The sequence below is a fragment of the Chroococcidiopsis sp. SAG 2025 genome (assembly GCF_032860985.1).
GTDB lineage: Bacteria > Cyanobacteriota > Cyanobacteriia > Cyanobacteriales > Chroococcidiopsidaceae > Chroococcidiopsis.
Window position 1 is genome coordinate 4,349,778 of record NZ_JAOCNC010000001.1, and the last position, 20,519, is coordinate 4,370,296.

A 20,519-nucleotide genomic window follows, 5' to 3' on the forward strand; every position below is an offset into this window, starting at 1 on the left:
CGTCTCTCAACTCGGACTCGCTCGACACTTTTGATTTTCTACTAAGTAAACAACTATAGAGTAGGTAGACAAAATGCTGAAACAAATTTTGACAGGGAGTTTCATACTCACCGTGTTTTTTGCGAATAGCGAAGCTACTGAAGCTATGCCTAGAACAACGCTCTTACTGTCTCAAGCGCAGATAGTTCCTACGACTACAACACCTGACAATGCAAATACTAACCCCGATCGCCCGTTGAGTAAACCCGCTCTTGAAGAATCGCAGGCTAGTCCAATACCTGACGATGCGGTGTCTCGCCCTAGCACTAATAAGGCAGAGACTAGCTCAGAATTGAGTGCTTGTGAAGATATTCCGCTAGCTAGACCGACTGGTGGAGCTACCAGAGAAAGACTTCAAGCCCTAGAACAATGCTATCGAATTGACAAATAACTGAGACTTACTCATGAGTCACTTCTCAACAACTTTTGTTTTGAGAAAATCATTGAGTGTCAACTTGAGGATTGAGTGCTGAGAAAACATACCTCCTACTCTCTCACTTCCCATTTCGGAGACGACGATGTTAGACATTCCTCCGGCTCAATTAAAGAGCCTTTCTCCCAGTTCGCTTGGACTCGTTGCCATCCTCCTGACGGTTTTGTGCTGGGCAGTTGCTGCTAACGTCGCCTTCGATTTGTTTACGACTGGCATTCATCCGTTGGAGTTGGCTGGAGTCAGTGCGACGATCGCGACCTTTGGTTTAGCAATTCTCAATAGTTTCTGGGGACGCGGACAAATCAAACCGATGAACCTGAAGCAGTTTGTCTTAGGGTTGGTGCTTGTGTTTCTAGTTGCCGCAGACTACGTTGCCATTCAACAATTACCTGTAGCAGTGGCGATCGTTCTCCTGTTTACATCCCCGATTTTAGTGGTTTTGTGGACGGCAATTGCTACTCGTCGTGCCCCATCCCAATTTGTTTTGTTTGCGCTGATCCTGTCGATTCTAGGTGTCGTCCTAGTCTCAAAAATTCTGGAAAGCAACCTGGAACAAGTCAATTGGTTTGGAATTGGGATTGGTTTAACTACTGCGGTATTCTTTGCTGCCTACATCATTTTGAGCGAGCAACTAGTAGGTACGGGAGAATCCATTGGCATCTTGCTGAGAACCTATGCGGTTGCCAGTCTATTTTGGCTAGCGTACCAATTCACACAAGGCTTGCCGCTGGATCTGCTGACTGGCGATCGCTTTCCAAAAGTGTTGCTGGTCGGAATTATGGGAAATCTGTTACCCTACCTACTGTTCTTTTAGAGCATTCAACGAGTTCGTGCCGAGCGAGCCGCGATTGTTGCCACTTTAGAACCGTTTGTAGCGGCAATTCTGGCATGGCTGTGGTTTGGACAAACCTTGACACTGCTGCAAATTGCGGGCGGAATCTCAATCGTTGTGGCAGTTACTGCGATCCAACTGCGACAGTCTTCTCACCAACAGTAATTTTTCACCTGTAAATTTCAACTAGTCAATCTAAATTGACGAGCGAGGATCTCATCCCAGATCGTTAAAATGCACGATTGCAACAACAAGGAATCTATCATGCCAATTCTGAATCTGAAAATTAGTGGTGAACCTTCGCCTGACCTGATTCAAAAAGTTGCTACGACGCTTGTAGAGCTGACGGCTCAGATCTTGCACAAGAATCCAGACATTACGGCTGTTGCGATTGATTTTATCAATCCAAATTACTGGATTATTGACGGCAAATCACTAGCAGAGCAAGGTAAAAGCAGCTTTTACATGGACATCAAAATTACTGACAGCACCAACACTAAGGATGAAAAAGCCCAATACATTGCAGAAGTCTTCGCCAAAATGAGCGACATATTAGGAGAGCTACACTCCGAAAGTTACATCTACATCCAGGAGGTACGAGATGATGCTTATGGATTTGGCGGTTTCACGCAAGAATATCGCTACATCACTTCGATGCTCGGACAAGCCTATGGTTAGAGACTTGTATCAGGCGATCGCGATCGAATGTATGAAAAGCAGCCGATCGACGCAGAGAAATTTATGAGAACAGTAATTACTCAAGAAAAACTATGGCACATCTATTACACATTGATTCGAGTCCTAGAGGGGAGCGATGCCTAACAGCAAGCCGCATTGCGGCAGAACAAGCCGAGTGCTGAAACAACCGGAAGCCACTGCGCCAGAGCCTCAAAACATCGTGCTATTTCAACAATTTGAAGGGAGAAAACATCATGAATTTTCAACGCGATAAAGTTGCTCTCGTGACTGGGGGAAGTTCTGGCATAGGTCGAGCCGCCGCCCTGCAATTTGCCAAACAGGGAGCAAAAGTAGTCGTAGCGGCACGGCGAGAAACCGCAGGCAATCAGACAGTCGAGCAAATCCGGCAGTTAGGCAAAGAAGCCAGTTTTGTGCAAACAGATGTATCTCAACCCGCAGAAATTGAGGCACTGATCCAAAAAACGATCGCGCTTTACGGTCAGCTAGATTATGCCTTCAACAATGCCGGAACTGAAGGCGTGTTTGCACCCATGACACAGTTAACTGAAGCAAATTGGGATCGAACCATTACCACCAACTTAAAAGCAGTTTGGCTCTGCCTGAAGTACGAGATAGAGCAAATGATCGCACAGGTAACTGGGGGAGCTATCGTCAATACCTCCTCCTGGTTGGCAAAAGGCGGGCTACTCGGTACCACGATTTACTCTGCCAGCAAAGGCGGCTTAGACGGTATGGTACGGGCAGCGGCATTGGAATGCGCTAAAGCTGGCATCCGAGTCAACAACGTCAACCCTGGCATCATCGACACGGAAATGTTTCGTCGCTTTGGCAATCCTGACGATCCAAACGATGCGGTTGTTCAAGCATTCACCCATCATATTCCGCTGAAGCGATTAGGTAGTTCTGAGGAAGTTGCGGAAGCGGTCGTCTGGCTTTGCTCCGATGCAGCCACTTACATCACCGGAGAAACCATTTCAGTTGACGGTGGCTCTGCCATTCCTGGTTCTCGGAATTAACCAAGTTGTTTTAGGAGATTTACAACGATGGCACATCTATTGCACATTGATGCGAGTCCGCGTGGTGAAAGATCCCATTCTCGCCGTATGACCAGAGAGTTTGTTGAACAATGGCAGCGGGTTCATCCAAACGATACTGTTACCTACCGAGATCTCGGACGCAACCCCGTTCCTTTTGTAGATGAATCATGGATTGCCGCAGCTTTCACTCCACCCGAACGGCGATCGCCCGAACTATGGGAAGCAATTCGCCTCAGCGATCGACTAGCGGACAAATTTTTAGCGGCAGATGTCTACGTTATTGGCGTTCCCATGTACAATTTTAGCGTTCCTGCTACTTTCAAAGCTTATATCGACCAAATTGTCAGGGTTGGACGCACCGTGACATTTGAACCTGGTGATTCTGTCAACGTTTTCCAGCCGCTCGTATTGGGTAAGAAAATGTTTGCGATCGAGGCACGAGGCGATTCTGGCTTTCAACCTGGCGGACGGTACGAGAAGATGAATCATCATGACCCATATCTTGTTACCGTCTTTGGATTTATGGGCATCACGGATATTTCCTTTATTCATGTGGAAAACGATGAGTATGGCGGGCAAAAGTTAGCCGAGTCGATCGCGGCAGCTCGTGCCAAAATCTGCGAGCTAGTTGCTGCATAGGCGTGGAGTCACTCAATGATTTTTCTAAAAGATGCACCCGATGGCATTACTGGGTGGCTGGAGCATCGATTTATCGATCCAACATCTCTCTCAGTTGTTCGTGCAAGTGTTTGACAACAGCGACTGCGTTTTGCAATTGAGCTGCATCCCCTTGTTCTGCCAGAGTTTCCGTTAACGCGGCAATGCGATCGCTCAATTGTTGAAAAACAGCTTCTCCCTTGGGTGTAAGGCGCAAGAGTTTCGATCGCTTGTGAGCGGGATTATTCACTAACTCAATGACTCCATCCTCTAGCATCTCGTTGGCGAGTTTTTGCACGCTTTGCCGAGGAACGTAACGAGAGCGGGCAATCTGCGGTACAGTTTGAGCGCCATTCAGCTTCAGCAGTCGCAAAACACTCCAGTAACCTTCTCCAGAGGATGAAACTACTCCGATTCGCATTCCTTCTGCTCGCAGTAGAAAAAAGGTGGCAACAATTTCCACGATTAACTCTTCGATCGCAATTCCTGCTGCGGTTCTATCAACTGCTTGTTTAGCCATAGGGCGTTGTGACTCACAAAAGTTTACACTCGTCATATGACAACTAATTGTCATTTTGACTATTGATTGTCATACTGAAATTATGGCTGAATCTCAGCCATGCCTCCAACTTGCTGTCCGCAAGCCTCAGCGAGGAGGATTGACTATGTTTTTGAAAACCTGGCGCTTTATCGCTCTCATCCTATCTGCCCTCGTCACGGGCATGGCGCTGTGTCACGCACTAGAACTTCCAGCCAAAATGCAGTACTCGGCATCCCAATACATAGCAATTCAAAATAGCCTGTACGTGGCATTTGGACCACCGAATATTGGTGCATTTATTGAGATTGCTGCACCTGTGGCGGCGATTGTATTGGCTGTCCTCATCCGCAAGCGTCGCCCTGCATTTGGACTGACACTAATAGCGATCGCGTTTATGTTGCTGGCATTTCCAGTCATTTTCTTTGCTTTCACTCAACCCGCAAATGTTGCGTTCCGCAGCGCCACACCAGAGTCGATTCCAGCTAACTGGGAACAACTCCGCTACCAATGGGAGTATTCGCACCTAGCAAGATTTTTCTGCCATCTAGCCGCATTGGGTGCGCTGGTGCTTTCTGTTCTGGTGGAAACACCTGCACGATATCTGCAAGATCGGGCTGAACAACCCTATGGGGTGTTGAGACGAGCTTCACGCGAAAGAATTTAATCCAAATCGTCAGGCGAGGAGGTACAACGAATGTTTGATGTTCTACAAATTCTCACCGCGATCCTAATTGCTGTGGCGCTGGCGCTCGCACTCGCCCATGCGCTTGAGTTGCCTGGGAAAATGCGACTTACAAAGGAAGCTTACTTTGCCATGCAGCCCATCTACTATCCAGGGTTCACGATCGGCGGCGGCGTTGGTGAGTTTGGTGGCTTAGTTGTAACGCTCGCCCTGTTGTTCTTTACGCCATTGGGAAGTGCAGAATTCTGGCTGACGCTGGTGGCATTACTCGGACTGGTGGGTATGCAAGTCGTGTATTGGCTCCTGACGCACCCAGTCAATCAGTTCTGGCTGGAGGGCGAAAACCTCAACCGTTTTAGTGCTGGCTTTTTCTCATTCACAGCGAATCCATCTAACCAACCTCGTCCGGTGGACTGGACGGACTTGCGGAACCAATGGGAGTACTCGCATGTAGCGCGTGCGGGGTTCGCCCTCGTGAGTCTAATCGCGATCGTCATCGCCGTCTGGGTGAATGGTCAGAATGCGTGAGATTACTATTTGTCACCAGTGATGAATTTGATGAAGGCTTTGAAAAGGTGATGAATGCCGATCTACCAAGAGGAATAGTGATGACGGTGATTTTTGAGGATTTGGCTGGCAAGACCAAACTCACGCTGCGGATTCTGTACGAGTCTGTTGCAGAGCGCCGCAAGCATGAAGAGATGGGGGTCGTCGCTGGGTGGAACTCCAGCTTGGAATGTCTAGATGAGTATTTGGCAAAGATGGTCGAAGAAAGAGTGCTGGACTAATGTTGACATTTTCCTCAGATTGGGAAGTCATCTTAACTCGTGTCTTTTTCTTAAGATTGACTTCACCGAGCGGCAGATCCGATAGCTTAATAGTACAATTGAACTAACTTGCATATTGGGCAGCCAGATCGTTGCACGCGCTCGCATTTCTCAATCCTTGAATCGCCGAAGGAGAATTCGATGCAATTGAGTCCTTATCTGAATTTCAACGGTCAATGCGAGACGGCGGTTAAATTCTACGAGCAATGTTTGGGTGGCAAAATCGAAGCAAAGATGACTTACGGGGAGTCGCCAATGGCGGAGCAAACGCCCCCCGAATGGCGCGATAAAATTATGCACGCCAGCCTCATTGTGGGTGACAAGGTACTGATGGGTGCTGATAGTCCGCCAGAGCGGTATGAAGAACCAAAAGGTCTTTCCGTGTTGCTTGGGAGCGACGCTCCAGCAGAAGCAGAGCGCGTCTTTCACGCCTTGGCAAAAAACGGGACAGTGCAAATGCCGATTCAGGAAACTTTCTGGGCTGCTCGCTTTGGCATGGTTGTAGATCGATTTGGCATCCCCTGGATGATTAATTGCGATCGAGCTACCGAATGATTTAGACGTGACAGCGACATGAAAAGGAGATACAGCAATGGAGTCAACCAAAACACAACAGCCTTCAACGATGACAACCCAACCGCAGAAGGAACACGATTGGCTACAAAAGCTCGTTGGCGAATGGACGTATGAAATCGAGGTGAAGATGGGATCGGATCTGTCTGTTGAAAAGGCTACAGGGATTGAGAGCGTGCGGTCGCTTGGCGGACTCTGGATTCTAGCCGAAGCACAGGGCGAGATGCCAGGATGCAAAGCCGCGACGACGATGATGACGCTCGGCTACGACCCGCAGCAGCAGCGGTATGTGGGTACGTGGATCGGGTCGATGATGACACACCTCTGGGTGTACGACGGCGGCGAATTGGACGCGGCTGAGAGAGTGTTGACGCTCGATTCTGAGGGACCTGCTATGGCTGGCGAGGGGAAGATGGCAAGGTATAAGGATGCGATCGAGTTCAAGAGTGACGATTGGCGAGTGATGACATCGCAAGTGCTGGGCGATGACGGGCAGTGGCATCAGTTTATGACAGTAAACTATTGGCAGAAGAAGTAATTCCAGTTGTGTGAGCGATCGCTTTTTTGCAAATTTTGAAGGCAAAATTCGGTAACTTTAAGGAAAAGGAGCTTATCTTCTCAGAAGATACAACTAGAGACAGTTGTGATGATAAATCAAATACTGAAGGGTAAAGTAGCTCTGGTTGCTGGAGCAACACGCGGTGCGGGTCGTGGCATCGCTACCGAACTCGGTGCGGCTGGTGCAATTGTTTATGTCACAGGTCGAACTACCCGCGATCGCCGCTCCGAATACAACCGTCCTGAAACTATTGAAGAAACAGCAGATTTGGTGGAGCGAGGGGGCGGTCAGGGAATCGCGGTTGCTGTCGATCATCTCGATCCAACACAAGTTCAAGCTCTGGTGGCACGCATTGACAGCGAGCAAGGGCGGCTGGATGTTTTGGTCAACGATATCTGGGGAGCTGAGTTTTTCATAGAGTGGAACGTGCCCGTGTGGCAGCATTCGCTGGAGAGAGGGCTGCGGATGCTGAGACTGGCGATCGACACGCATATCATCACCAGCCACTTTGCACTACCGCTGTTAATCAAAAATCCAGGCGGACTAGTTGTCGAGATTACGGATGGCACGGCAGAATACAACGACAGAAACTATCGACTGTCGCTATTTTACGATTTGGCAAAAACATCGGTCATCCGCATGGCTTGGGCACTGGCACGCGAGCTGCAACCGCATCAATGTACGGCTGTGGCACTAACTCCAGGCTGGCTGCGATCGGAAATCATGTTAGAGCATTTTGGCGTGAGCGAAGCTAACTGGCAGGATGCAACAGCAAAAGAACCCCATTTCGTTATCTCTGAAACCCCTCGCTACATCGGTCGTGCCGTTGCAAGTCTTGCCCAAGATCCGGATGTGGCTCGCTGGAGCGGTCAGTCGCTATCGAGCGGTCAACTGGCGCAGATTTATGGCTTTAGGGACTTAGATGGCTCGCAGCCTGATGCTTGGCGTTACATTCGTGAGGTGGCAGACGCTGGTAAACCTGCTGATGCCACTGGATATCGTTAGCGTCGTTCGTTATCTTCGCGCTGACCAGAAAAATGCGACAAATTGCGATCGCGACGTAATATGATGCGCTCGTCAATCTGGCTGAGCCTCAGTCGTGAAGCGGAAGATTATTACTTTACAGCTGATAAGAGGAAATTTAATCTTTTGTCCGTCCTGCTCGCTTGCTCCTCCCCATACTTTGCCAGTTAGGCTAGTGGCTGAAGAAATCTACACTTTCTACAAATAACCTTTGCAGAGCAGCAATCTCTTTACAATTCCAGGCAGTCCACAAACTGTTAACAATTTGGGTGAACTCTGCATCGCGATCGCCTGCTTCTCGCACTGACGATGAAACAATTGTGAGTTAGTTTCTCCACTCATTTTGGAAAACTTCCTCTACCTTTTGAGCTGATTTTAAATTCAATGTACCCCCATTTCGCTTTACCAGAGATATGGTAATAGTCTGTATCGAACTTTTTCGGTATAACTATCGTAGCCCTTCAGTTCTTGCTTCAAAAATTGTTCTTCAAACAAAATTCGCACTATCAACAAGGTAATTGGTGCGATCGCTAGCAGAGCTGCTGCATAAGATTCTAACCACAGAGACATCCCAACTATCATTAGAGCTGCTCCTGCGTACATGGGATGCCGCACAATACTGTAAACTCCCGTATCAATAACCGTTTGTTGTCGCTCTGCTTGATATTTCACCACGGGGATCGCAAAAGTATTCGCTTTAAAGGAAAGAGAGATAATTAACCAACCTGTAATAAAAAGGAGCAGTCCTGAAGCTGAGATAATTCCACCTGGTCGATCGAACAAGTGAAGTTGAAACACATCCACGGGGATGAAAGCAATCAAACCCAAAAACGTGACGACCAGCAAGCTAGCGATAATTTTGTCTGCAAGAGGTTGTTCTGCTTGAATCGGTAGTTTGAAACGTTCGTCGAGTAGATCTTCATTTTCTCGGAAAACAACGGTTATGGTTGCAAACGTACCAACCAGAACTATCCCCAGAAATACCCAAGCACGCCACCAGTCCAACGTCCCTGCTGGCAACAATAACAGCCCGCCGAAAATGACAAGGTTCCAAAAAATTGCGAACAGGAGCTTAAAAATAAACATCGTTACCTCATTGGATGTTTTTTATAATGAAATGTCATGATAGTTTTGTGCGAGATTGTTGGCTATAAGTTATCTGTTGCGATCGCTCGTGCTTGCGATCGAGGGATATTCAACAACTGCGATCGCATCAGTTGAGTAAAATTTGTTTTAATTGCTCGATCGACCAAGCACCCAACAAAATTCCTAGTGCCCCAACAAATCCCATTAGCGGCGGTGCAGGTAATGGCAACTTTAGCCATCCAAACAGGACACCGACAATCCAGCCAGCGACGAGTGAAAGAATGAATTCTCTCATAATTAAATACTCCAATTTCCCTAGAGATAGAGCATCACCCGAACTTAGTCTCTGCCAGAAGTCCAAAATCAAAGCTAATTTCAGCAGCAAGTTCTACAGGTATAGCTCGCGTCAAGTTGATCGCAGCCGCTTTCACAGTGTCAAACCATGCCCTTGTTCGGCAGTTGCTTACAGCCAGCGACGCACAGAAGCCTTATAGGGCAAGTAGTCTGACGGGAAGTGGGTTTCCAGGTATTGCTCCTCTCGCGGGATGACTACAAAAGACATCAGCGCCATCGCTGGCATGAGGGTGACGAGTAGCCAGAGACTGTTGACCCAGAATGCGACACCGAGCTGGAGCAGCGAGAAAGACAGATAGATGGGATTGCGGCTGTATCGATAGGGTCCCGTACAACACGATCGCGGTGGTTTGACGATTGCCCCGCACGGGCGTGCCAGCGGTTAGAAGCGTGCGAACAGCCCAGAGGAAATTAGCGACGGCGACAAGCACTACAGTACTCCCGATTGGCATACTCATAGCACGAGACACGAGTCGAACTGGTCAGGCGAAATGCAGCAACAGACCTAGGGCGATCGCACCCAAGCATACCAAAGGAGGTCGCATGATTCCAGAGTTGGCGACTTCCGGCACCATGCTTGTCTCCGCTTTATCGCTCTCGACATCGTTTGTCATGGAGTCCCTCCAGGTGTCACGATAGCACTGCGGGCTGGCAACTCCACGATGAGAGTCATTGCACTCACCTCCCTCTATGTGATGGTGGATGGCTGTATCGTACTGTTCATAGCCATACTGTACTGCTATCCGCCGTATAGCATTCATCTTACACTACGGTTCTTTCAAGACAGATGAAGCCAAACAACCAAGCTTAAAGGACGCAGAAAGCTGTGCAACTTATGATTAATTGGTACGTTCCAGTACAGCAAACTATTGGACGGTGCGTTCGTTTACGGCTTCTTTGCAAAAAGATAAGCGCGGCGGGTTTGAACTTCTATATCAGGATACGGGTCTCTTTCTATTGCTTCCTCTAACTCAAAGCCTGCTGTCAGAAGATAATCTTTCATCTGTGCTGTCTCAAAAAAGTGGAAGTCCAAAAAGACTTTCTTATCAAACCATTCTTCGAGGCGATGGGTTTGCTGTCCGATGTGAAATGTCAGCAAGAGCACGCCTCTTGAGCGCAACACCCGCTGCATCTCTCGTAAAGCGTCAGCTACCAACGAACGAGGAACATGAATAATTGAATAGAAGGCGGCAATTCCGCCGAAAGAGTTGTCAGCAAAATTATTTAAAGAAATCATATCCCCTTGTTGAAAGGTGATATTCGGATTTAACTTTTGCGCTTGTTTGCTCGTTCCCAACGATAAATCAACTCCGCAAACCTCTAAGTCACGATCGTGTAAGTAATTTGCGATGTGTCCAGAACCACACCCTAAATCGCAAATCGTTCCTACTCCATCCACCTTATCGATAAACCAATCCAGCATCTTGCGGTCAAATGGCTTTCTGTCCAGTTCATCATAAAACTGTCTAGCGTATTCTTCCGCCACAAGGTCATAACTGTTTTGCAACTCTGTTTGCAATCGCTCTATCTTGTCCACAGTACATGAGTTCAGTAAGGCTACCCAACACCAGGCGTGAGCCAGTCTCCTGCGCGTTGGCTACATGTCCTAGTTTGGTGGTTATTTACAGCTAGCGGCGCACAGAAGCCTTGTAGGGCAGGGAGTCTGCGCTTGTCATAGGTTTCCTCGACTACATCTCCCTCAGGACAGATGAAGCCTAACAACCCAGTTGAGCGGTGGTAAACAGCTTTGAAACGAAGCACAATAGTCTTTCGTTCGCTGCTCCAACGCTGTATTAGCTTGCTGTCCGCAAGAACTTTTCCCAGTCGATACGATATGTATCTTTTTCTGCTTCATCTAAAAATGTCGCCTCCAAAGTATTCAAGTTGAGTTGCCAAGGTTCCTCCCAGCTAAATCCTTGCTTTGCAAGCGTCAAATATTCGTTCGTTAAACTGGTTGAAAACATGGCTGGGTCGTCCGAATTACTACTGGGAGCGGGGTATAGTTAACATCGATTAATTTCTTGAAATGCTCTTTAGGAGCCAACTCATAAGAAATAACATTTGGGCAAAAGTGTCCACCATACTGCACTCTCATTAGTAATTAAAAACAACTTGCTTGCTGATACAAGCGTTTTCAATGACAAACAACCTCGCAACGTCCACACAGCAGTCTTCATGGAACCTCACCGATCGCACAAACAACGGGCGGGGTGAGCGCAAGTGTGTTCGACCGGATGCACATGAAGCCTGCCTCTGTGAGACGTGCTACGATCTCGCCACCCGCAGCCACTGTCGTCTCTGCCGTGGCACCGGGGCATCGCAGCTGAGAGACGATTGCGATCCGTCCGCCGGGACGCATGAGGCGATACAGGTCTTTGAGCCGATCGCCTGGATCGCGCCACATACCCATGTTGTTCACGACCAAGACCTTGTCAAATGGCTCCTTGAACGCTGGAAGGTGCTCGACCGAACCGCAACGCAGATCCACGCGACCCGCGCGTACGGCATCTATGTTGCGCTTGGTTGCCTGCTGAACCATGATTTCCGAGTGATCGACACCACACACAAGTCCCTGTGTTGCCCGACGGCTTAGCTCCCAGATCGCAATCCCCGGTCCAAAGCCGATCTCAAGGACATGATCGGTTGGCTCCACCCCAAGCAGACCGACTGCCCACACGTTACGCTTACGGTTCGACGATCGCAGTGCCATCTCCCACCCAGCGAGCCAGCCTGCAAACCCACGGGGTCGCATAAACTGAGATCGGATCGCCATGACCAATGTTTGCTTCATGTCCATCATCTCAGTCAACTCCCTTTTGAAAGCCTTTTGCCCTTGGAGCCTAGCGGCGTGTGCAGCCGGTCTGCGATGCATCAGGTAGAGTGCGATTGGAACAAGGAGGATTGGCAAGAAATAGCTGAGTGAGATCGCTAGTGCGGGCTGTTCACTCCATCCTGCACCTATTGCCGAAAAGACAAACGCGGTGGGCACGCTGCCCAGTATCAGAGCGACAAAGACTTCGCGGACGCGCATTCGTCCCAAGCCCGACACGAGAACAACGGCTTCTGGAATACTGTACGGAAGGCTGCTCGTAAGAACGATTGCCCACATCCCCCCGTGATCGAAGAGGTTCTCTACCTTCTCGAGGGATCGGTTGCCGACCAACCGCACCACTAGCCAACGACCATACCTGCGGGCGATGGCGTAACCGAGAAGACCACCGGTGACCAAGCCAAAGCTACTGATTAGGCCGCCGCCAATCACACCGTAGATGATGCCGAGCGCAGCGATTACTGCCGTCTGCGGAACCGGTAAAGCCAGATCGGCCCATAGAGTCGCGATGTCAGGTGCCCATGCCCACATGCTGTACTGACGCAGATCCAGGACTACACCATTGACTTCCTCGACTGTCGGCATCCGCGCCGTGCATGAGACGAGGCACAGTGCGAGGAGCGCCCAGAGAATGAGGCAGGGCCATCTGGGATACCGAGATGAATCCATAACGCCTCCCTAAATATGATTAATTACTTGCATAATATGAGTAATTACTTGTATTCAGCAACTCGCATTTGACGGAGGGATTTCGATGCCACGCAAACGCTCCACATCTCCCCGCAAACTCCCGCAGCAAGACCGCTCTCGCATGACCGTTGAGGCGATTCTGGAGGCAACAACTCACATTTTGACGGAGGAAGGTTACGACAAAGCCAACACAAATCGAATTGCAGAACGAGCAGGAATTAGCATTGGCTCTTTATACCAGTACTTTCCAAACAAGGAATCTTTGATGGCTGCCTTGATGGATCAACATTCCAATGAAATTGCTGCATTAAGTAGCTAGGCAGATTTAAACATAAAACGTTCCAGTGTCCATCCCCCTTGTTGACTTCGATTCTCCATGCCCTCAATCATGGCATTCGCTAAATCATACTCGTTATCAAAAATCCTTCCGGCTATTTCATGGGTTTTGAGTTGATGCCACTGCGCTTCAATCAGATTCATATGTGAACTGTATTGGGGGAGAAAAAAGAGATATAGCCCTTTCGACTGCCACTGCTGCCAGTGCTCACGGGCAAGATGACTGGTATGAGCCGAACCATTATCTTGCACCACGACTGTGAGCCGTCCGGTTTGTAGCAATGTCTGCTCACTCTTTTGGGCAAGGAGCGTTCATCACTTTAACATAGCGTTCCTTGTGGAAACTGCCTTGTACCAGAGCATAGTCAAACGACTGCTCTGGTTGCCATATCCCTAGAATACTAATGCGGTCTCCATAGGATTTGACCTGCTCTTCGGTGTTTCTGCTCTCCAATGCGAGAGTAACTATAACTGACTGGACTTTCCAGACAACATCCCGATTCGTCAAGATACTTCAGGTCAATGTACCCTTCACAGGCAGCTAGTTGGAGTGTGTCTAAGTCGGCTTGCTTGAGTGCTTTGTACTCAGGATCTTGTCTGCCCCGTTGCGAGTGTCGAGTCCGCTTCCAACTAAAGCCCTTTTTTTTAGAATGCGGCGAATCCGGTCAGCACTTAGGTTTACCTGTCGTTCTTGCTCTAGCTTCTGGGCTAGCTGTTGACTATTATAGGTTCTGGCTTCTTGCTCTAGGCATTGTTCTAGGTAGGCCATGTCTGCTTCTTGCCATTTGGCTTTAGCTCCTCGTCCACTAGCATCCCATAATCCACCTAACCCTTGCTGCTGCCAACGGCGGATGGTTTCGCGCACTGTCTGCTCTTGGCACTCAAAAATTTCGGCAATCGCTGGCACTACCCATCCTTGAGCATTGAGTCGAAGCATTTGTGCTCGATCTCGGGTACGTTGAGCAACGGTTTTGGCAACCCGAAGTTCACTCAACGTCCGGTCTTCTGACTCTGTCAAAACGATACGTAAAGGAGCAGGCATGAGTGGTCAAAATCAGCAAGTTTTTGGCTTTTCTCTATCTTACGTTTAATTATGCCCTACTACTTAGTAGAATCAAAATTGCAGAATTTATTCGATGTACCCCCAGAGGTTGCTATCCCTGAACTGATCGGAGCGGTCATTGCTGCTCACGCGATCGATCCGTGTCTACATCAAGTGTTAAGTGAAGAGATCCCAAGATCGGAACGCCCACAACAAATGCAGACAGCGGATGAACGCATTGCAGAATTGCTACGGGCATACCTGACACGATGGCGAGATCGGATTCACCCTCAAAATCTTGAAATGACCGTCTTCATCTTGAGTCGCACCGTTGAATCGTTATGTCATTCAGCCGTAATCGAACATCCAAGTTTTATGAGTAATAGCCAGTTTGAGCAAGAGGTTTCTGATCTGCTCCTACTCTACTTAACAGGTGCTTGATGCAATCTTGGGTTCTGATTTCTATCCAGAGTTTTCAAACTGCTGTCACCACCCATACCATTTGGTTAAATATTTGCGACTTCTAAAGACCTGAGAATATACTTCCATCCAGTCAAATCTTTAATAGTTTTTTCACTAAACGAGGTGAGAATCTGTCTAACTTTAATTTTGAGCGCATCTAAATTATCAATAACCTCCCAACCTAAAAAACCTTTGAGCTGTTCCCAAAGCCTTTCTATGGGATTAAGCTCTGGACAGTGGGCTGGCTGAAACAGAAGGATGATATTTTCGGGAACTTTGAGTTTGGAGGTAGGATGAAATGAGCCGTTGTCTAACTGAATAATATCTAAATCTTCAGGATAAGCTCGCCTAAAATCATTTAGAAATTCCTGAAAGCACTGGGTGTCTAAATGGGAAATTTCCCGAAAAAAGTTTTCTCCACTTTGAGGCTCTACAACACCATACACATACTATTTTTCTCGCCTAAATTGAAAGCTTCCTACAGGTTTGACTCCTCTTAATGTCAATCTCCGTCTCTGAATTGTCCTCAATCCCAGCCTAGTTTCATCTTCACACCAGTACCGCACTCTCTTAAACTTTTTTGATTGCTTTTGTACCTCCTTGATTACACTTGTTATCTTTTGAGGCAGTTCTTTTTTAAAGTTTTCTACTGCCTTTGGCTCTTGCTCGCTACTTTTTGATCTTGCTACTTTCAAGTCAGCTTTTAGCTTGTCATGAACTAGATTATGTACCACGTCATACTTCACGCGTATCCCTAGCTCTGCTGCTAACCATAGCTTGACCTCCTGATAACTGGAAAACCCTTCTGGCTCACTCAGTTCTTGTTTTAAACGTTCTACCGCCTCTGCTGGAATTAATGGTGTTCTTCCCGTACTTTTGCCTACTTCTAATAGCTGATTCAACCCACCACGGCGATATTGACTTAACCACCTTTGTACTGTGACTCGATTCCGTCCCAATACCACTGCTAAATGTTGCACCGTTTCCACTTGCTTAGTCTTGAGCAAATACAGTGCTTGTACTCTTTCCTTCCCACTTGCACTTTTTTGCTGCTTTAAAAGAGTGAGGAGCGTTTCTGCCGACTCGTTAATCTTGAGCTTGACTCTCCCAGACATGACTCACAGATTTAAATGTCTCTTTTCTTCAACTGTAGCGTATTAAAAGCCAAATGGTAATCTTACGTCGATTGTCGATTCTGGCAAGCGAGGATGTAGGACTGGCTGACCCGAATGCAGTTGTCGTCGTTAATGCTTGCGCCCAAGCCTTTGATCGCGTCGGGATGCCAGAGGGACGCTACCATTTAGCCCAAGCGACACTCTACTTAGCCACCGCACCCAAATCCAATAGCACAATGGGCTTTTTCGATGCTTTGGCAGCCGTGGAAAAGGAAAGGGAAGCTGATGTACCGAGTCACTTGAAAGATAGTAACCGCGACAAGCAGGGATTCGGACATGGGGAAGGCTACCTTTACCCCCATGCCTACAGAGAACATTGGGTAGCACAGCAATATTTACCAGCATCCTTGCAGGGACAGGTATTTTATCAACCATCAGCCCAAGGTTTTGAAGGCAAAATTCAAGCAGCAGTGATGCGGCGACGCGAAGCTCAACTAGCAGCAATGGTGTCGGATACCCAAATCGCACCTGTGGAAATCCTCAGCTTTAGCCCTACAGATCGCTCTTCCCAACGCTGGTTGCAACGCGCGTTGAGCCAAGTGGGAGAACAACTTGCGAGCATACGCGATCGCGTGTTTGAGTTAGCTTCACCCCAACGCCACCACGTCATCCTGGATGTGAATGCAGGCAGCGGTCTACTGGTTTGGGAAGCACTACGCCATGCACCAGAAGGAGGAGTTTATGCTGTTGTCCGTAACGATCGACAAGCGCAAGCGATCCAACAGCAGGCAGAGAAATTACCCCAACTAATGCGTCCACTTGTTATAGCTGCGCCACTCGCTCAGTTGCCGAATAAATTAGCCGCCATTGCTCCCAATGTTTTATTCGACTCGATTGTGGGGCGCAACGCTTTGAGTAACGAACTTGACAAGGTAGCAGTAGTACAACATTTAGTCCAATTGCTACAACCGTCAGGGGTGTTGGTGTTAGCAGAAAATCTAACTCGGCATACGCAACGGTTGTATCACTTGCTTGATGCTAACAGGCTAGATGCCGAGCTGTACGAACGATTAGCAGCGGCAGAAGAGGAAATCTATGCTAATTCCGCCGATCCGATGGTGAATTGGGATGTGGAAGATCTACGCTTGGCACTGATTGCAGCAGGGGTGAACGTCAAAATAGCCGTCGAGCATTATCCGACTCAACTGTACGTGTCGTCAGATTTATTCAATCGCTGGTTTAGTGCTAGTGCTACCGATCCAACGCGACCTGCGTATGTCGAGTATCTATCGCGCTACTTGTCAGCGCCAGAAATTAGCCTTATTCGTTCCCTCTTTGAACGCTCCTTGTTGAATCGAACCATAGATTGGTCTACTACAGTTGCTTTTCTCAAGGCGATCCCGTGATGAAGAAATCGAGCAGCGATCGCGCTCCCTATAATTCAGAGAGAAAACCCGCGGTCCCTAGCACGGAAGAGCGCGATCGCGCCAACGAGCGCGTTACTAGATATCTTCCCCAGCTTGTTGTAAGACCTGTTCGTAGAGTGCAGCACTCACCCAATATTGAGCCACATTCATCATGCGATCGAGTATGGGTCTAACTTGAGGTATGGTCTGGTTGTTCTTAGCCAATAAGAGAATACCAAGCGTCCCCATAACCTGTAAGCCAAGTCTCTGCGCTACTTGACGAGCTTCACGCTCATCTAACAAAATTCGCCTTTCACTAATTTCAATCGCTAGTGCGATTGCTTCCCTTTCTCCATCATCTAGTTCCGCAGGAATGGTAGGCGATATGGTAGCTACCGGACGAACTTGTAACCACCCAGAGGCAATCGCTTGTAGTACAAACCCAGTACCTGGGAAGCCTAAACCAGTAGTTTCACCATAGACTGCTTGAGGAATCGCGATTTGGTCAAATGTTGCTTGTAAGATATCGAGACGAGCGATCGCCGCAAAGTTAATTAGAGGCGTAGCATTACAAATAACTGTCACAGTTGCCTAATAACCTGCTCCGATTGAGTCGATATCCTCAGCTAAGTCTGTTTCGTTGTAATGACGCTCTATGTGATGTTGACCCAGTAGTTGCTGAAACTCCCAAACTGATAAATTAGCTAAGCGACGAGCTTGACCAAAAGTAAAAATCTGACGCGCATACAGCTGGAGCGCGATTTCTCTTAAAATTGCCCCTTCTCCTTGATTGAGTGTATCTGGAGAGATTTCTATTCCCATTGAATCTACAAAGTGACTCATCTGTGGCTTCTGCTTAAAAGCTATTTTGGGGGTAACTGGTCTATTTCTACATCCAATTCTAGAACGCGATCGCGCTTGCGGGAGCTGCGGTTATTGCTATGCCCTGCTTTTATCCTCTAATATCTCCACCAATTCAGTGTGAATTTCGGTGTTAATAAAAATACTCGACAGCAAAACCTTTGTCTTTAAGATGCTATGATGTTTTGCTTATTGAACTGAAAATTTTCGTGTCACCAGTCTAATCCTGCCTTCTGCTATCGTTATCCCAGCTTCCAAAAAGCTTCTAGACTAAGCTCTAACTTACACTTACACTGCTCGTTAGGCGCTAAGAATAGCAGCGATCGCAAATCCTGAATTTCCTATTTTAAGGTTTTGACGGTGAAACGATCGCCCCCTTGTTTTTCTAAATTATCTTGTATGAGTCTTGACAATTGTGGCAAATTAGACACTTAGGCTAGGGATAGCGTTTGTATGCTGTTCCTGAGCTGTAGAACCCCGATAATTTTAGGTGGCTGCATTTTCCTGGATGACCGACCGTAGTGGCAGGAGTAGCCGATGAAAATAGCATTTTGAGCAACCAGAGAAAATAGTATAGAATTTAGTAAAGCTAATTCTAGCCCTGCTCAAACCGTTATTCTACAAAGACTGTAAAAACTGGATTGCAGTTTTGTAATCAGCCGGTCGCAGGTTCAAATCCCGTCACCAGCTTTTTTCTGTGAATGAGTTCGGACGATGGTTTTAGCTCGAAACTCCCTATTGATAAGGTTTTTAGCCCTTATCGTTTTGTAGGCTTCGACTGGACAAATCTGGCAGTCAATAGACAAAACAACTAAAAATCGCGCATAATTAACCTCAGTTTTAGTACAGTACTTAGTACAGGTTTTTTAACTGAAGCTAGTAAAGTTCAGTCCCGCACCATTCCCAATGATGAAGAGATATCCACTATCAGAGCGGCAATTGCTAATCCTCAATGGCAACTAGTCTATACCCGTATGACAATCTATGGATTGCGCGGCCACGAAGTTTGGCATTGCCAAATTGATTCTCAACCACCTCATGCTTGTCAGGTACTTTTAGGTAAGACTGGTCCGCGTGAGGGGGTAATGCCACTTTACCCAGAGTGGGCAACAGCTTGGAGACCTTGTATTACAGTTGTATTTAAGTAGATGAGGGACTAGCTCGTTTTTGATAATGCCAGTAACGCGCAGTAGCTTGATGGGCGCGTCGCCAATAAGACCAGTGTAAAATGTGTTCGAGACACCAGAACGTGGGAAACAAGAGTCTAGATACCCAGCGCTTCATCTCCCAAATACTTAGTTGGACAATAAACCGCGTGCCACTTTGAATGCAGCCAGACTGCCAGTTGTTGCACTCGTCAAAGGGGGGGTAGTCCTATCGATGACGGCTCAGCTTGATGCCGCAGTACACTCAAAAATGTTTGAGCCGCAAGGACGAGGGTGATGTGTCGATGCCAACCGTGCGCCCGAACGAACTTCATATTCTCCTAAGCCTAGAGAGTATGCACGCAAACTTAAAGCACTCCTCAACTCGCCACCTTTGTCCAGCGATTCGAGCCATCGTTTCTAAATTTGTATCGCTCTTGGCAAAAACTTGGTAGTAGCTGATGCGAGGGTCTTTAGGGTATTCTAGAGAGCGGCGGAATAATAGCCAACGCTGGTATCCAAAAGATTGGTCGCAGTTAACCGCTACTCTCGCCCAATCATAGTATCGTTCTCCTTTGCTCCCAGTTCCACTGCTGAGACGCTGCCACTGCTGCGAATCTGATTGTGGTAATAAGTCTTCAGCTCGAAACAAGAGCCAACCAATAACTACAGGCTGCTTCTTGTTCACTGTCAGTACATAGGGCTGTTTGGCAGTCTTCTCCAGCCACCACCAGAACGAACCGTCGTTGCCATAGACCTCCAAAGCTACGAACCAAGCAGGACGAATTCCCTGATCAATTGCTGAAGACAACATCTGCGCTAGTTGAGGAGGAGTCGCAAATTCGATCTCTTCTGGAATCCCCCCCTTCTTACGTTTGCTTCGATCTTCAGCCCATGAACGCGGTAGATACAGACGGCGATCGACCAACGTCTGTCCTTGATCACCGATATAGGACATGAACACACCCACTTGGCAATTCTCCAAATGTCCAGTCGTGCCATAATACTGCACCTGTACGCCAACTGACTGCTCTCCTTGCTTGAGAAAACCTGTTTCATCAATTGCCAAAATATCTGTTTCACTCTTCAAATGCTCCACTGCATACTTTCTAATTTCTGCACACACTGCGTCCGCGTTCCACTGCGCTCGCCCTAGTAGATGCTGGAAGCGATAGGGATTGGCATACCCTACTTGTTCTGCCATTTGCCAACCATTCTTCCGCTCCACCGAACTCAGTAGTACTTGAATATAATCAAAGGCTGCAAGGCGTGCTTCCAAACGGGCAAAGT

Annotated in this window: 30 protein-coding genes and 2 pseudogenes; 17 read left to right on the forward strand and 15 right to left on the reverse strand. The window is 47.9% G+C overall.

Annotation, left to right across the window (positions count from 1 at the left end):
• Positions 1 to 73 precede the first annotated feature (73 nt).
• The 7 genes from N4J56_RS21040 to N4J56_RS21065 all read left to right on the forward strand — a co-directional run bounded on the left by N4J56_RS21040 (position 74) and on the right by N4J56_RS21065 (position 3,679).
• Positions 74 to 430 (forward strand): hypothetical protein, encoded by a 357-nt coding sequence (locus tag N4J56_RS21040; protein ID WP_317108213.1) that lies wholly within the window; start codon positions 74 to 76, stop codon positions 428 to 430.
• A gap of 127 nt (positions 431 to 557) precedes the next feature.
• Positions 558 to 1,286, forward strand: coding sequence for an EamA family transporter (locus N4J56_RS21045; RefSeq protein ID WP_317108214.1), 729 nt, complete (start codon positions 558 to 560; stop codon positions 1,284 to 1,286).
• A 3-nt stretch (positions 1,287 to 1,289) separates the two neighbouring features.
• Positions 1,290 to 1,469 (forward strand): EamA family transporter, encoded by a 180-nt coding sequence (locus N4J56_RS41160; RefSeq protein ID WP_410500556.1) that lies wholly within the window; start codon positions 1,290 to 1,292, stop codon positions 1,467 to 1,469.
• A 99-nt stretch (positions 1,470 to 1,568) separates the two neighbouring features.
• The gene (locus N4J56_RS21050) at positions 1,569 to 1,982 is read left to right on the forward strand and encodes a hypothetical protein (RefSeq protein WP_317108215.1); all 414 of its coding nucleotides are present in this window, start codon (positions 1,569 to 1,571) and stop codon (positions 1,980 to 1,982) included.
• Between the two features lie 136 nt (positions 1,983 to 2,118).
• On the forward strand, positions 2,119 to 2,256 hold the full coding sequence (locus N4J56_RS21055) for a hypothetical protein (protein WP_317108216.1): 138 nt from the start codon (positions 2,119 to 2,121) through the stop codon (positions 2,254 to 2,256).
• Positions 2,237 to 3,019 (forward strand): glucose 1-dehydrogenase, encoded by a 783-nt coding sequence (locus N4J56_RS21060; protein ID WP_317108217.1) that lies wholly within the window; start codon positions 2,237 to 2,239, stop codon positions 3,017 to 3,019. Before N4J56_RS21055 ends, N4J56_RS21060 begins: the two co-directional genes overlap by 20 nt.
• A gap of 27 nt (positions 3,020 to 3,046) precedes the next feature.
• The gene (locus tag N4J56_RS21065; RefSeq protein WP_317108218.1) at positions 3,047 to 3,679 is read left to right on the forward strand and encodes an FMN-dependent NADH-azoreductase; all 633 of its coding nucleotides are present in this window, start codon (positions 3,047 to 3,049) and stop codon (positions 3,677 to 3,679) included.
• A gap of 70 nt (positions 3,680 to 3,749) precedes the next feature.
• Here the strand turns inward: N4J56_RS21065 and N4J56_RS21070 are convergent, their stop codons facing one another.
• Positions 3,750 to 4,217 (reverse strand): MarR family winged helix-turn-helix transcriptional regulator, encoded by a 468-nt coding sequence (locus tag N4J56_RS21070; protein WP_317108219.1) that lies wholly within the window; start codon positions 4,215 to 4,217, stop codon positions 3,750 to 3,752.
• Between the two features lie 145 nt (positions 4,218 to 4,362).
• On the opposite strand from N4J56_RS21070, the gene N4J56_RS21075 reads away from it, so the two are divergent.
• The 6 genes from N4J56_RS21075 to N4J56_RS21100 all read left to right on the forward strand — a co-directional run bounded on the left by N4J56_RS21075 (position 4,363) and on the right by N4J56_RS21100 (position 7,884).
• On the forward strand, positions 4,363 to 4,902 hold the full coding sequence (locus tag N4J56_RS21075; protein WP_317108220.1) for a hypothetical protein: 540 nt from the start codon (positions 4,363 to 4,365) through the stop codon (positions 4,900 to 4,902).
• 30 nt (positions 4,903 to 4,932) lie between these two features.
• Complete coding sequence (locus N4J56_RS21080) at positions 4,933 to 5,448, forward strand: hypothetical protein (protein WP_317108221.1); 516 nt, start codon at positions 4,933 to 4,935, stop codon at positions 5,446 to 5,448.
• The gene (locus N4J56_RS21085; protein WP_317108222.1) at positions 5,445 to 5,708 is read left to right on the forward strand and encodes an SRPBCC domain-containing protein; all 264 of its coding nucleotides are present in this window, start codon (positions 5,445 to 5,447) and stop codon (positions 5,706 to 5,708) included. Before N4J56_RS21080 ends, N4J56_RS21085 begins: the two co-directional genes overlap by 4 nt.
• A 180-nt stretch (positions 5,709 to 5,888) precedes the next feature.
• Positions 5,889 to 6,302 (forward strand): VOC family protein, encoded by a 414-nt coding sequence (locus N4J56_RS21090; protein ID WP_317108223.1) that lies wholly within the window; start codon positions 5,889 to 5,891, stop codon positions 6,300 to 6,302.
• Between the two features lie 37 nt (positions 6,303 to 6,339).
• Positions 6,340 to 6,858: a DUF1579 domain-containing protein gene (locus N4J56_RS21095; protein WP_317108224.1), complete on the forward strand. Its 519-nt coding sequence runs from the start codon at positions 6,340 to 6,342 to the stop codon at positions 6,856 to 6,858.
• Between the two features lie 108 nt (positions 6,859 to 6,966).
• Entirely contained in the window at positions 6,967 to 7,884 is a 918-nt protein-coding gene (locus N4J56_RS21100) for an SDR family oxidoreductase (RefSeq protein ID WP_317108225.1), read from the forward strand.
• Between the two features lie 420 nt (positions 7,885 to 8,304).
• Here N4J56_RS21100 and N4J56_RS21105 read toward each other — a convergent pair whose 3' ends face one another.
• The 8 genes and pseudogenes from N4J56_RS21105 to N4J56_RS21140 all read right to left on the reverse strand — a co-directional run bounded on the left by N4J56_RS21105 (position 8,305) and on the right by N4J56_RS21140 (position 12,757).
• On the reverse strand, positions 8,305 to 8,988 hold the full coding sequence (locus N4J56_RS21105; RefSeq protein ID WP_317108226.1) for an isoprenylcysteine carboxylmethyltransferase family protein: 684 nt from the start codon (positions 8,986 to 8,988) through the stop codon (positions 8,305 to 8,307).
• 127 nt (positions 8,989 to 9,115) lie between these two features.
• Positions 9,116 to 9,283 carry a DUF1427 family protein gene (locus N4J56_RS21110; RefSeq protein ID WP_317108227.1) on the reverse strand — a complete coding sequence of 56 codons (168 nt, stop codon included), beginning with the start codon at positions 9,281 to 9,283 and terminating at the stop codon, positions 9,116 to 9,118.
• A 168-nt stretch (positions 9,284 to 9,451) separates the two neighbouring features.
• Positions 9,452 to 9,721 (reverse strand): methyltransferase family protein, encoded by a 270-nt coding sequence (locus N4J56_RS21115; protein ID WP_410500557.1) that lies wholly within the window; start codon positions 9,719 to 9,721, stop codon positions 9,452 to 9,454.
• Between the two features lie 103 nt (positions 9,722 to 9,824).
• The gene (locus N4J56_RS21120; protein ID WP_317108229.1) at positions 9,825 to 10,103 is read right to left on the reverse strand and encodes a hypothetical protein; all 279 of its coding nucleotides are present in this window, start codon (positions 10,101 to 10,103) and stop codon (positions 9,825 to 9,827) included.
• 125 nt (positions 10,104 to 10,228) lie between these two features.
• On the reverse strand, positions 10,229 to 10,879 hold the full coding sequence (locus N4J56_RS21125) for a class I SAM-dependent methyltransferase (protein WP_317108230.1): 651 nt from the start codon (positions 10,877 to 10,879) through the stop codon (positions 10,229 to 10,231).
• 20 nt (positions 10,880 to 10,899) lie between these two features.
• A complete protein-coding gene (locus N4J56_RS21130) occupies positions 10,900 to 11,103 on the reverse strand; it encodes a hypothetical protein (protein WP_317108231.1) in 204 nt (67 codons plus the stop codon).
• Positions 11,104 to 11,135: 32 nt separating this feature from the next.
• Positions 11,136 to 11,318, reverse strand: a pseudogene (locus tag N4J56_RS21135) (adenosine deaminase); the annotation flags it as partial.
• A 197-nt stretch (positions 11,319 to 11,515) separates the two neighbouring features.
• Positions 11,516 to 12,757 carry a VTT domain-containing protein gene (locus N4J56_RS21140; protein ID WP_317108233.1) on the reverse strand — a complete coding sequence of 414 codons (1,242 nt, stop codon included), beginning with the start codon at positions 12,755 to 12,757 and terminating at the stop codon, positions 11,516 to 11,518.
• 169 nt (positions 12,758 to 12,926) lie between these two features.
• Here N4J56_RS21140 and N4J56_RS21145 point away from each other — a divergent pair, with 169 nt between their 5' ends.
• Entirely contained in the window at positions 12,927 to 13,181 is a 255-nt protein-coding gene (locus tag N4J56_RS21145; protein WP_317108234.1) for a helix-turn-helix domain-containing protein, read from the forward strand.
• Here N4J56_RS21145 and N4J56_RS21150 read toward each other — a convergent pair.
• Positions 13,178 to 14,240, reverse strand: a pseudogene (locus tag N4J56_RS21150) (IS630 family transposase). The gene N4J56_RS21145 and the pseudogene N4J56_RS21150 overlap by 4 nt on opposite strands.
• A gap of 51 nt (positions 14,241 to 14,291) precedes the next feature.
• On the opposite strand from N4J56_RS21150, the gene N4J56_RS21155 reads away from it, so the two are divergent.
• Positions 14,292 to 14,681 (forward strand): hypothetical protein, encoded by a 390-nt coding sequence (locus N4J56_RS21155; RefSeq protein WP_317108235.1) that lies wholly within the window; start codon positions 14,292 to 14,294, stop codon positions 14,679 to 14,681.
• Positions 14,682 to 14,746: 65 nt separating this feature from the next.
• On the opposite strand, the gene N4J56_RS21160 is transcribed toward N4J56_RS21155, so the two are convergent.
• A complete protein-coding gene (locus N4J56_RS21160; RefSeq protein ID WP_317108155.1) occupies positions 14,747 to 15,148 on the reverse strand; it encodes a transposase in 402 nt (133 codons plus the stop codon).
• Positions 15,149 to 15,151: 3 nt separating this feature from the next.
• Positions 15,152 to 15,817 carry a helix-turn-helix domain-containing protein gene (locus tag N4J56_RS21165; RefSeq protein WP_317108154.1) on the reverse strand — a complete coding sequence of 222 codons (666 nt, stop codon included), beginning with the start codon at positions 15,815 to 15,817 and terminating at the stop codon, positions 15,152 to 15,154.
• A gap of 53 nt (positions 15,818 to 15,870) precedes the next feature.
• On the opposite strand from N4J56_RS21165, the gene N4J56_RS21170 reads away from it, so the two are divergent.
• Positions 15,871 to 17,223 (forward strand): hypothetical protein, encoded by a 1,353-nt coding sequence (locus N4J56_RS21170; RefSeq protein WP_317108236.1) that lies wholly within the window; start codon positions 15,871 to 15,873, stop codon positions 17,221 to 17,223.
• Positions 17,224 to 17,319: 96 nt separating this feature from the next.
• On the opposite strand, the gene N4J56_RS21175 is transcribed toward N4J56_RS21170, so the two are convergent.
• Together N4J56_RS21175 and N4J56_RS21180 are read right to left on the reverse strand one after the other, a co-directional pair.
• Positions 17,320 to 17,808: a DUF3368 domain-containing protein gene (locus tag N4J56_RS21175; RefSeq protein ID WP_317106555.1), complete on the reverse strand. Its 489-nt coding sequence runs from the start codon at positions 17,806 to 17,808 to the stop codon at positions 17,320 to 17,322.
• A 6-nt stretch (positions 17,809 to 17,814) separates the two neighbouring features.
• Positions 17,815 to 18,066 (reverse strand): UPF0175 family protein, encoded by a 252-nt coding sequence (locus N4J56_RS21180; protein WP_317106556.1) that lies wholly within the window; start codon positions 18,064 to 18,066, stop codon positions 17,815 to 17,817.
• A gap of 992 nt (positions 18,067 to 19,058) precedes the next feature.
• Between N4J56_RS21180 and N4J56_RS21185 the strand changes: the two genes are divergently transcribed.
• Positions 19,059 to 19,232, forward strand: a complete 174-nt coding sequence (locus tag N4J56_RS21185) for a hypothetical protein (protein WP_317108237.1) — start codon at positions 19,059 to 19,061, stop codon at positions 19,230 to 19,232.
• Positions 19,233 to 19,560: 328 nt separating this feature from the next.
• On the opposite strand, the gene N4J56_RS21190 is transcribed toward N4J56_RS21185, so the two are convergent.
• A complete protein-coding gene (locus tag N4J56_RS21190; protein ID WP_317108238.1) occupies positions 19,561 to 20,508 on the reverse strand; it encodes an IS701 family transposase in 948 nt (315 codons plus the stop codon).
• Positions 20,509 to 20,519 lie beyond the last annotated feature (11 nt).

What these genes read in the sequence shown, in the direction of transcription:
- N4J56_RS21040 (WP_317108213.1), top strand. Translation starts at nt 74, where the DNA reads ATGCTGAAACAAATTTTGACAGGGAGTTTCATACTCACCGTGTTTTTT.
- N4J56_RS21045 (WP_317108214.1), top strand. Translation starts at nt 558, where the DNA reads ATGTTAGACATTCCTCCGGCTCAATTAAAGAGCCTTTCTCCCAGTTCG.
- N4J56_RS21050 (WP_317108215.1), top strand. Translation starts at nt 1,569, where the DNA reads ATGCCAATTCTGAATCTGAAAATTAGTGGTGAACCTTCGCCTGACCTG.
- N4J56_RS21055 (WP_317108216.1), top strand. Translation starts at nt 2,119, where the DNA reads ATGCCTAACAGCAAGCCGCATTGCGGCAGAACAAGCCGAGTGCTGAAA.
- N4J56_RS21060 (WP_317108217.1), top strand. Translation starts at nt 2,237, where the DNA reads ATGAATTTTCAACGCGATAAAGTTGCTCTCGTGACTGGGGGAAGTTCT.
- N4J56_RS21065 (WP_317108218.1), top strand. Translation starts at nt 3,047, where the DNA reads ATGGCACATCTATTGCACATTGATGCGAGTCCGCGTGGTGAAAGATCC.
- N4J56_RS21070 (WP_317108219.1), bottom strand. Translation starts at nt 4,217, where the DNA reads ATGGCTAAACAAGCAGTTGATAGAACCGCAGCAGGAATTGCGATCGAA.
- N4J56_RS21075 (WP_317108220.1), top strand. Translation starts at nt 4,363, where the DNA reads ATGTTTTTGAAAACCTGGCGCTTTATCGCTCTCATCCTATCTGCCCTC.
- N4J56_RS21080 (WP_317108221.1), top strand. Translation starts at nt 4,933, where the DNA reads ATGTTTGATGTTCTACAAATTCTCACCGCGATCCTAATTGCTGTGGCG.
- N4J56_RS21090 (WP_317108223.1), top strand. Translation starts at nt 5,889, where the DNA reads ATGCAATTGAGTCCTTATCTGAATTTCAACGGTCAATGCGAGACGGCG.
- N4J56_RS21095 (WP_317108224.1), top strand. Translation starts at nt 6,340, where the DNA reads ATGGAGTCAACCAAAACACAACAGCCTTCAACGATGACAACCCAACCG.
- N4J56_RS21100 (WP_317108225.1), top strand. Translation starts at nt 6,967, where the DNA reads ATGATAAATCAAATACTGAAGGGTAAAGTAGCTCTGGTTGCTGGAGCA.
- N4J56_RS21105 (WP_317108226.1), bottom strand. Translation starts at nt 8,988, where the DNA reads ATGTTTATTTTTAAGCTCCTGTTCGCAATTTTTTGGAACCTTGTCATT.
- N4J56_RS21110 (WP_317108227.1), bottom strand. Translation starts at nt 9,283, where the DNA reads ATGAGAGAATTCATTCTTTCACTCGTCGCTGGCTGGATTGTCGGTGTC.
- N4J56_RS21120 (WP_317108229.1), bottom strand. Translation starts at nt 10,103, where the DNA reads ATGAATGCTATACGGCGGATAGCAGTACAGTATGGCTATGAACAGTAC.
- N4J56_RS21140 (WP_317108233.1), bottom strand. Translation starts at nt 12,757, where the DNA reads ATGCCGACAGTCGAGGAAGTCAATGGTGTAGTCCTGGATCTGCGTCAG.
- N4J56_RS21145 (WP_317108234.1), top strand. Translation starts at nt 12,927, where the DNA reads ATGCCACGCAAACGCTCCACATCTCCCCGCAAACTCCCGCAGCAAGAC.
- N4J56_RS21155 (WP_317108235.1), top strand. Translation starts at nt 14,292, where the DNA reads ATGCCCTACTACTTAGTAGAATCAAAATTGCAGAATTTATTCGATGTA.
- N4J56_RS21165 (WP_317108154.1), bottom strand. Translation starts at nt 15,817, where the DNA reads ATGTCTGGGAGAGTCAAGCTCAAGATTAACGAGTCGGCAGAAACGCTC.
- N4J56_RS21170 (WP_317108236.1), top strand. Translation starts at nt 15,871, where the DNA reads ATGGTAATCTTACGTCGATTGTCGATTCTGGCAAGCGAGGATGTAGGA.
- N4J56_RS21180 (WP_317106556.1), bottom strand. Translation starts at nt 18,066, where the DNA reads ATGAGTCACTTTGTAGATTCAATGGGAATAGAAATCTCTCCAGATACA.
- N4J56_RS21185 (WP_317108237.1), top strand. Translation starts at nt 19,059, where the DNA reads ATGACAATCTATGGATTGCGCGGCCACGAAGTTTGGCATTGCCAAATT.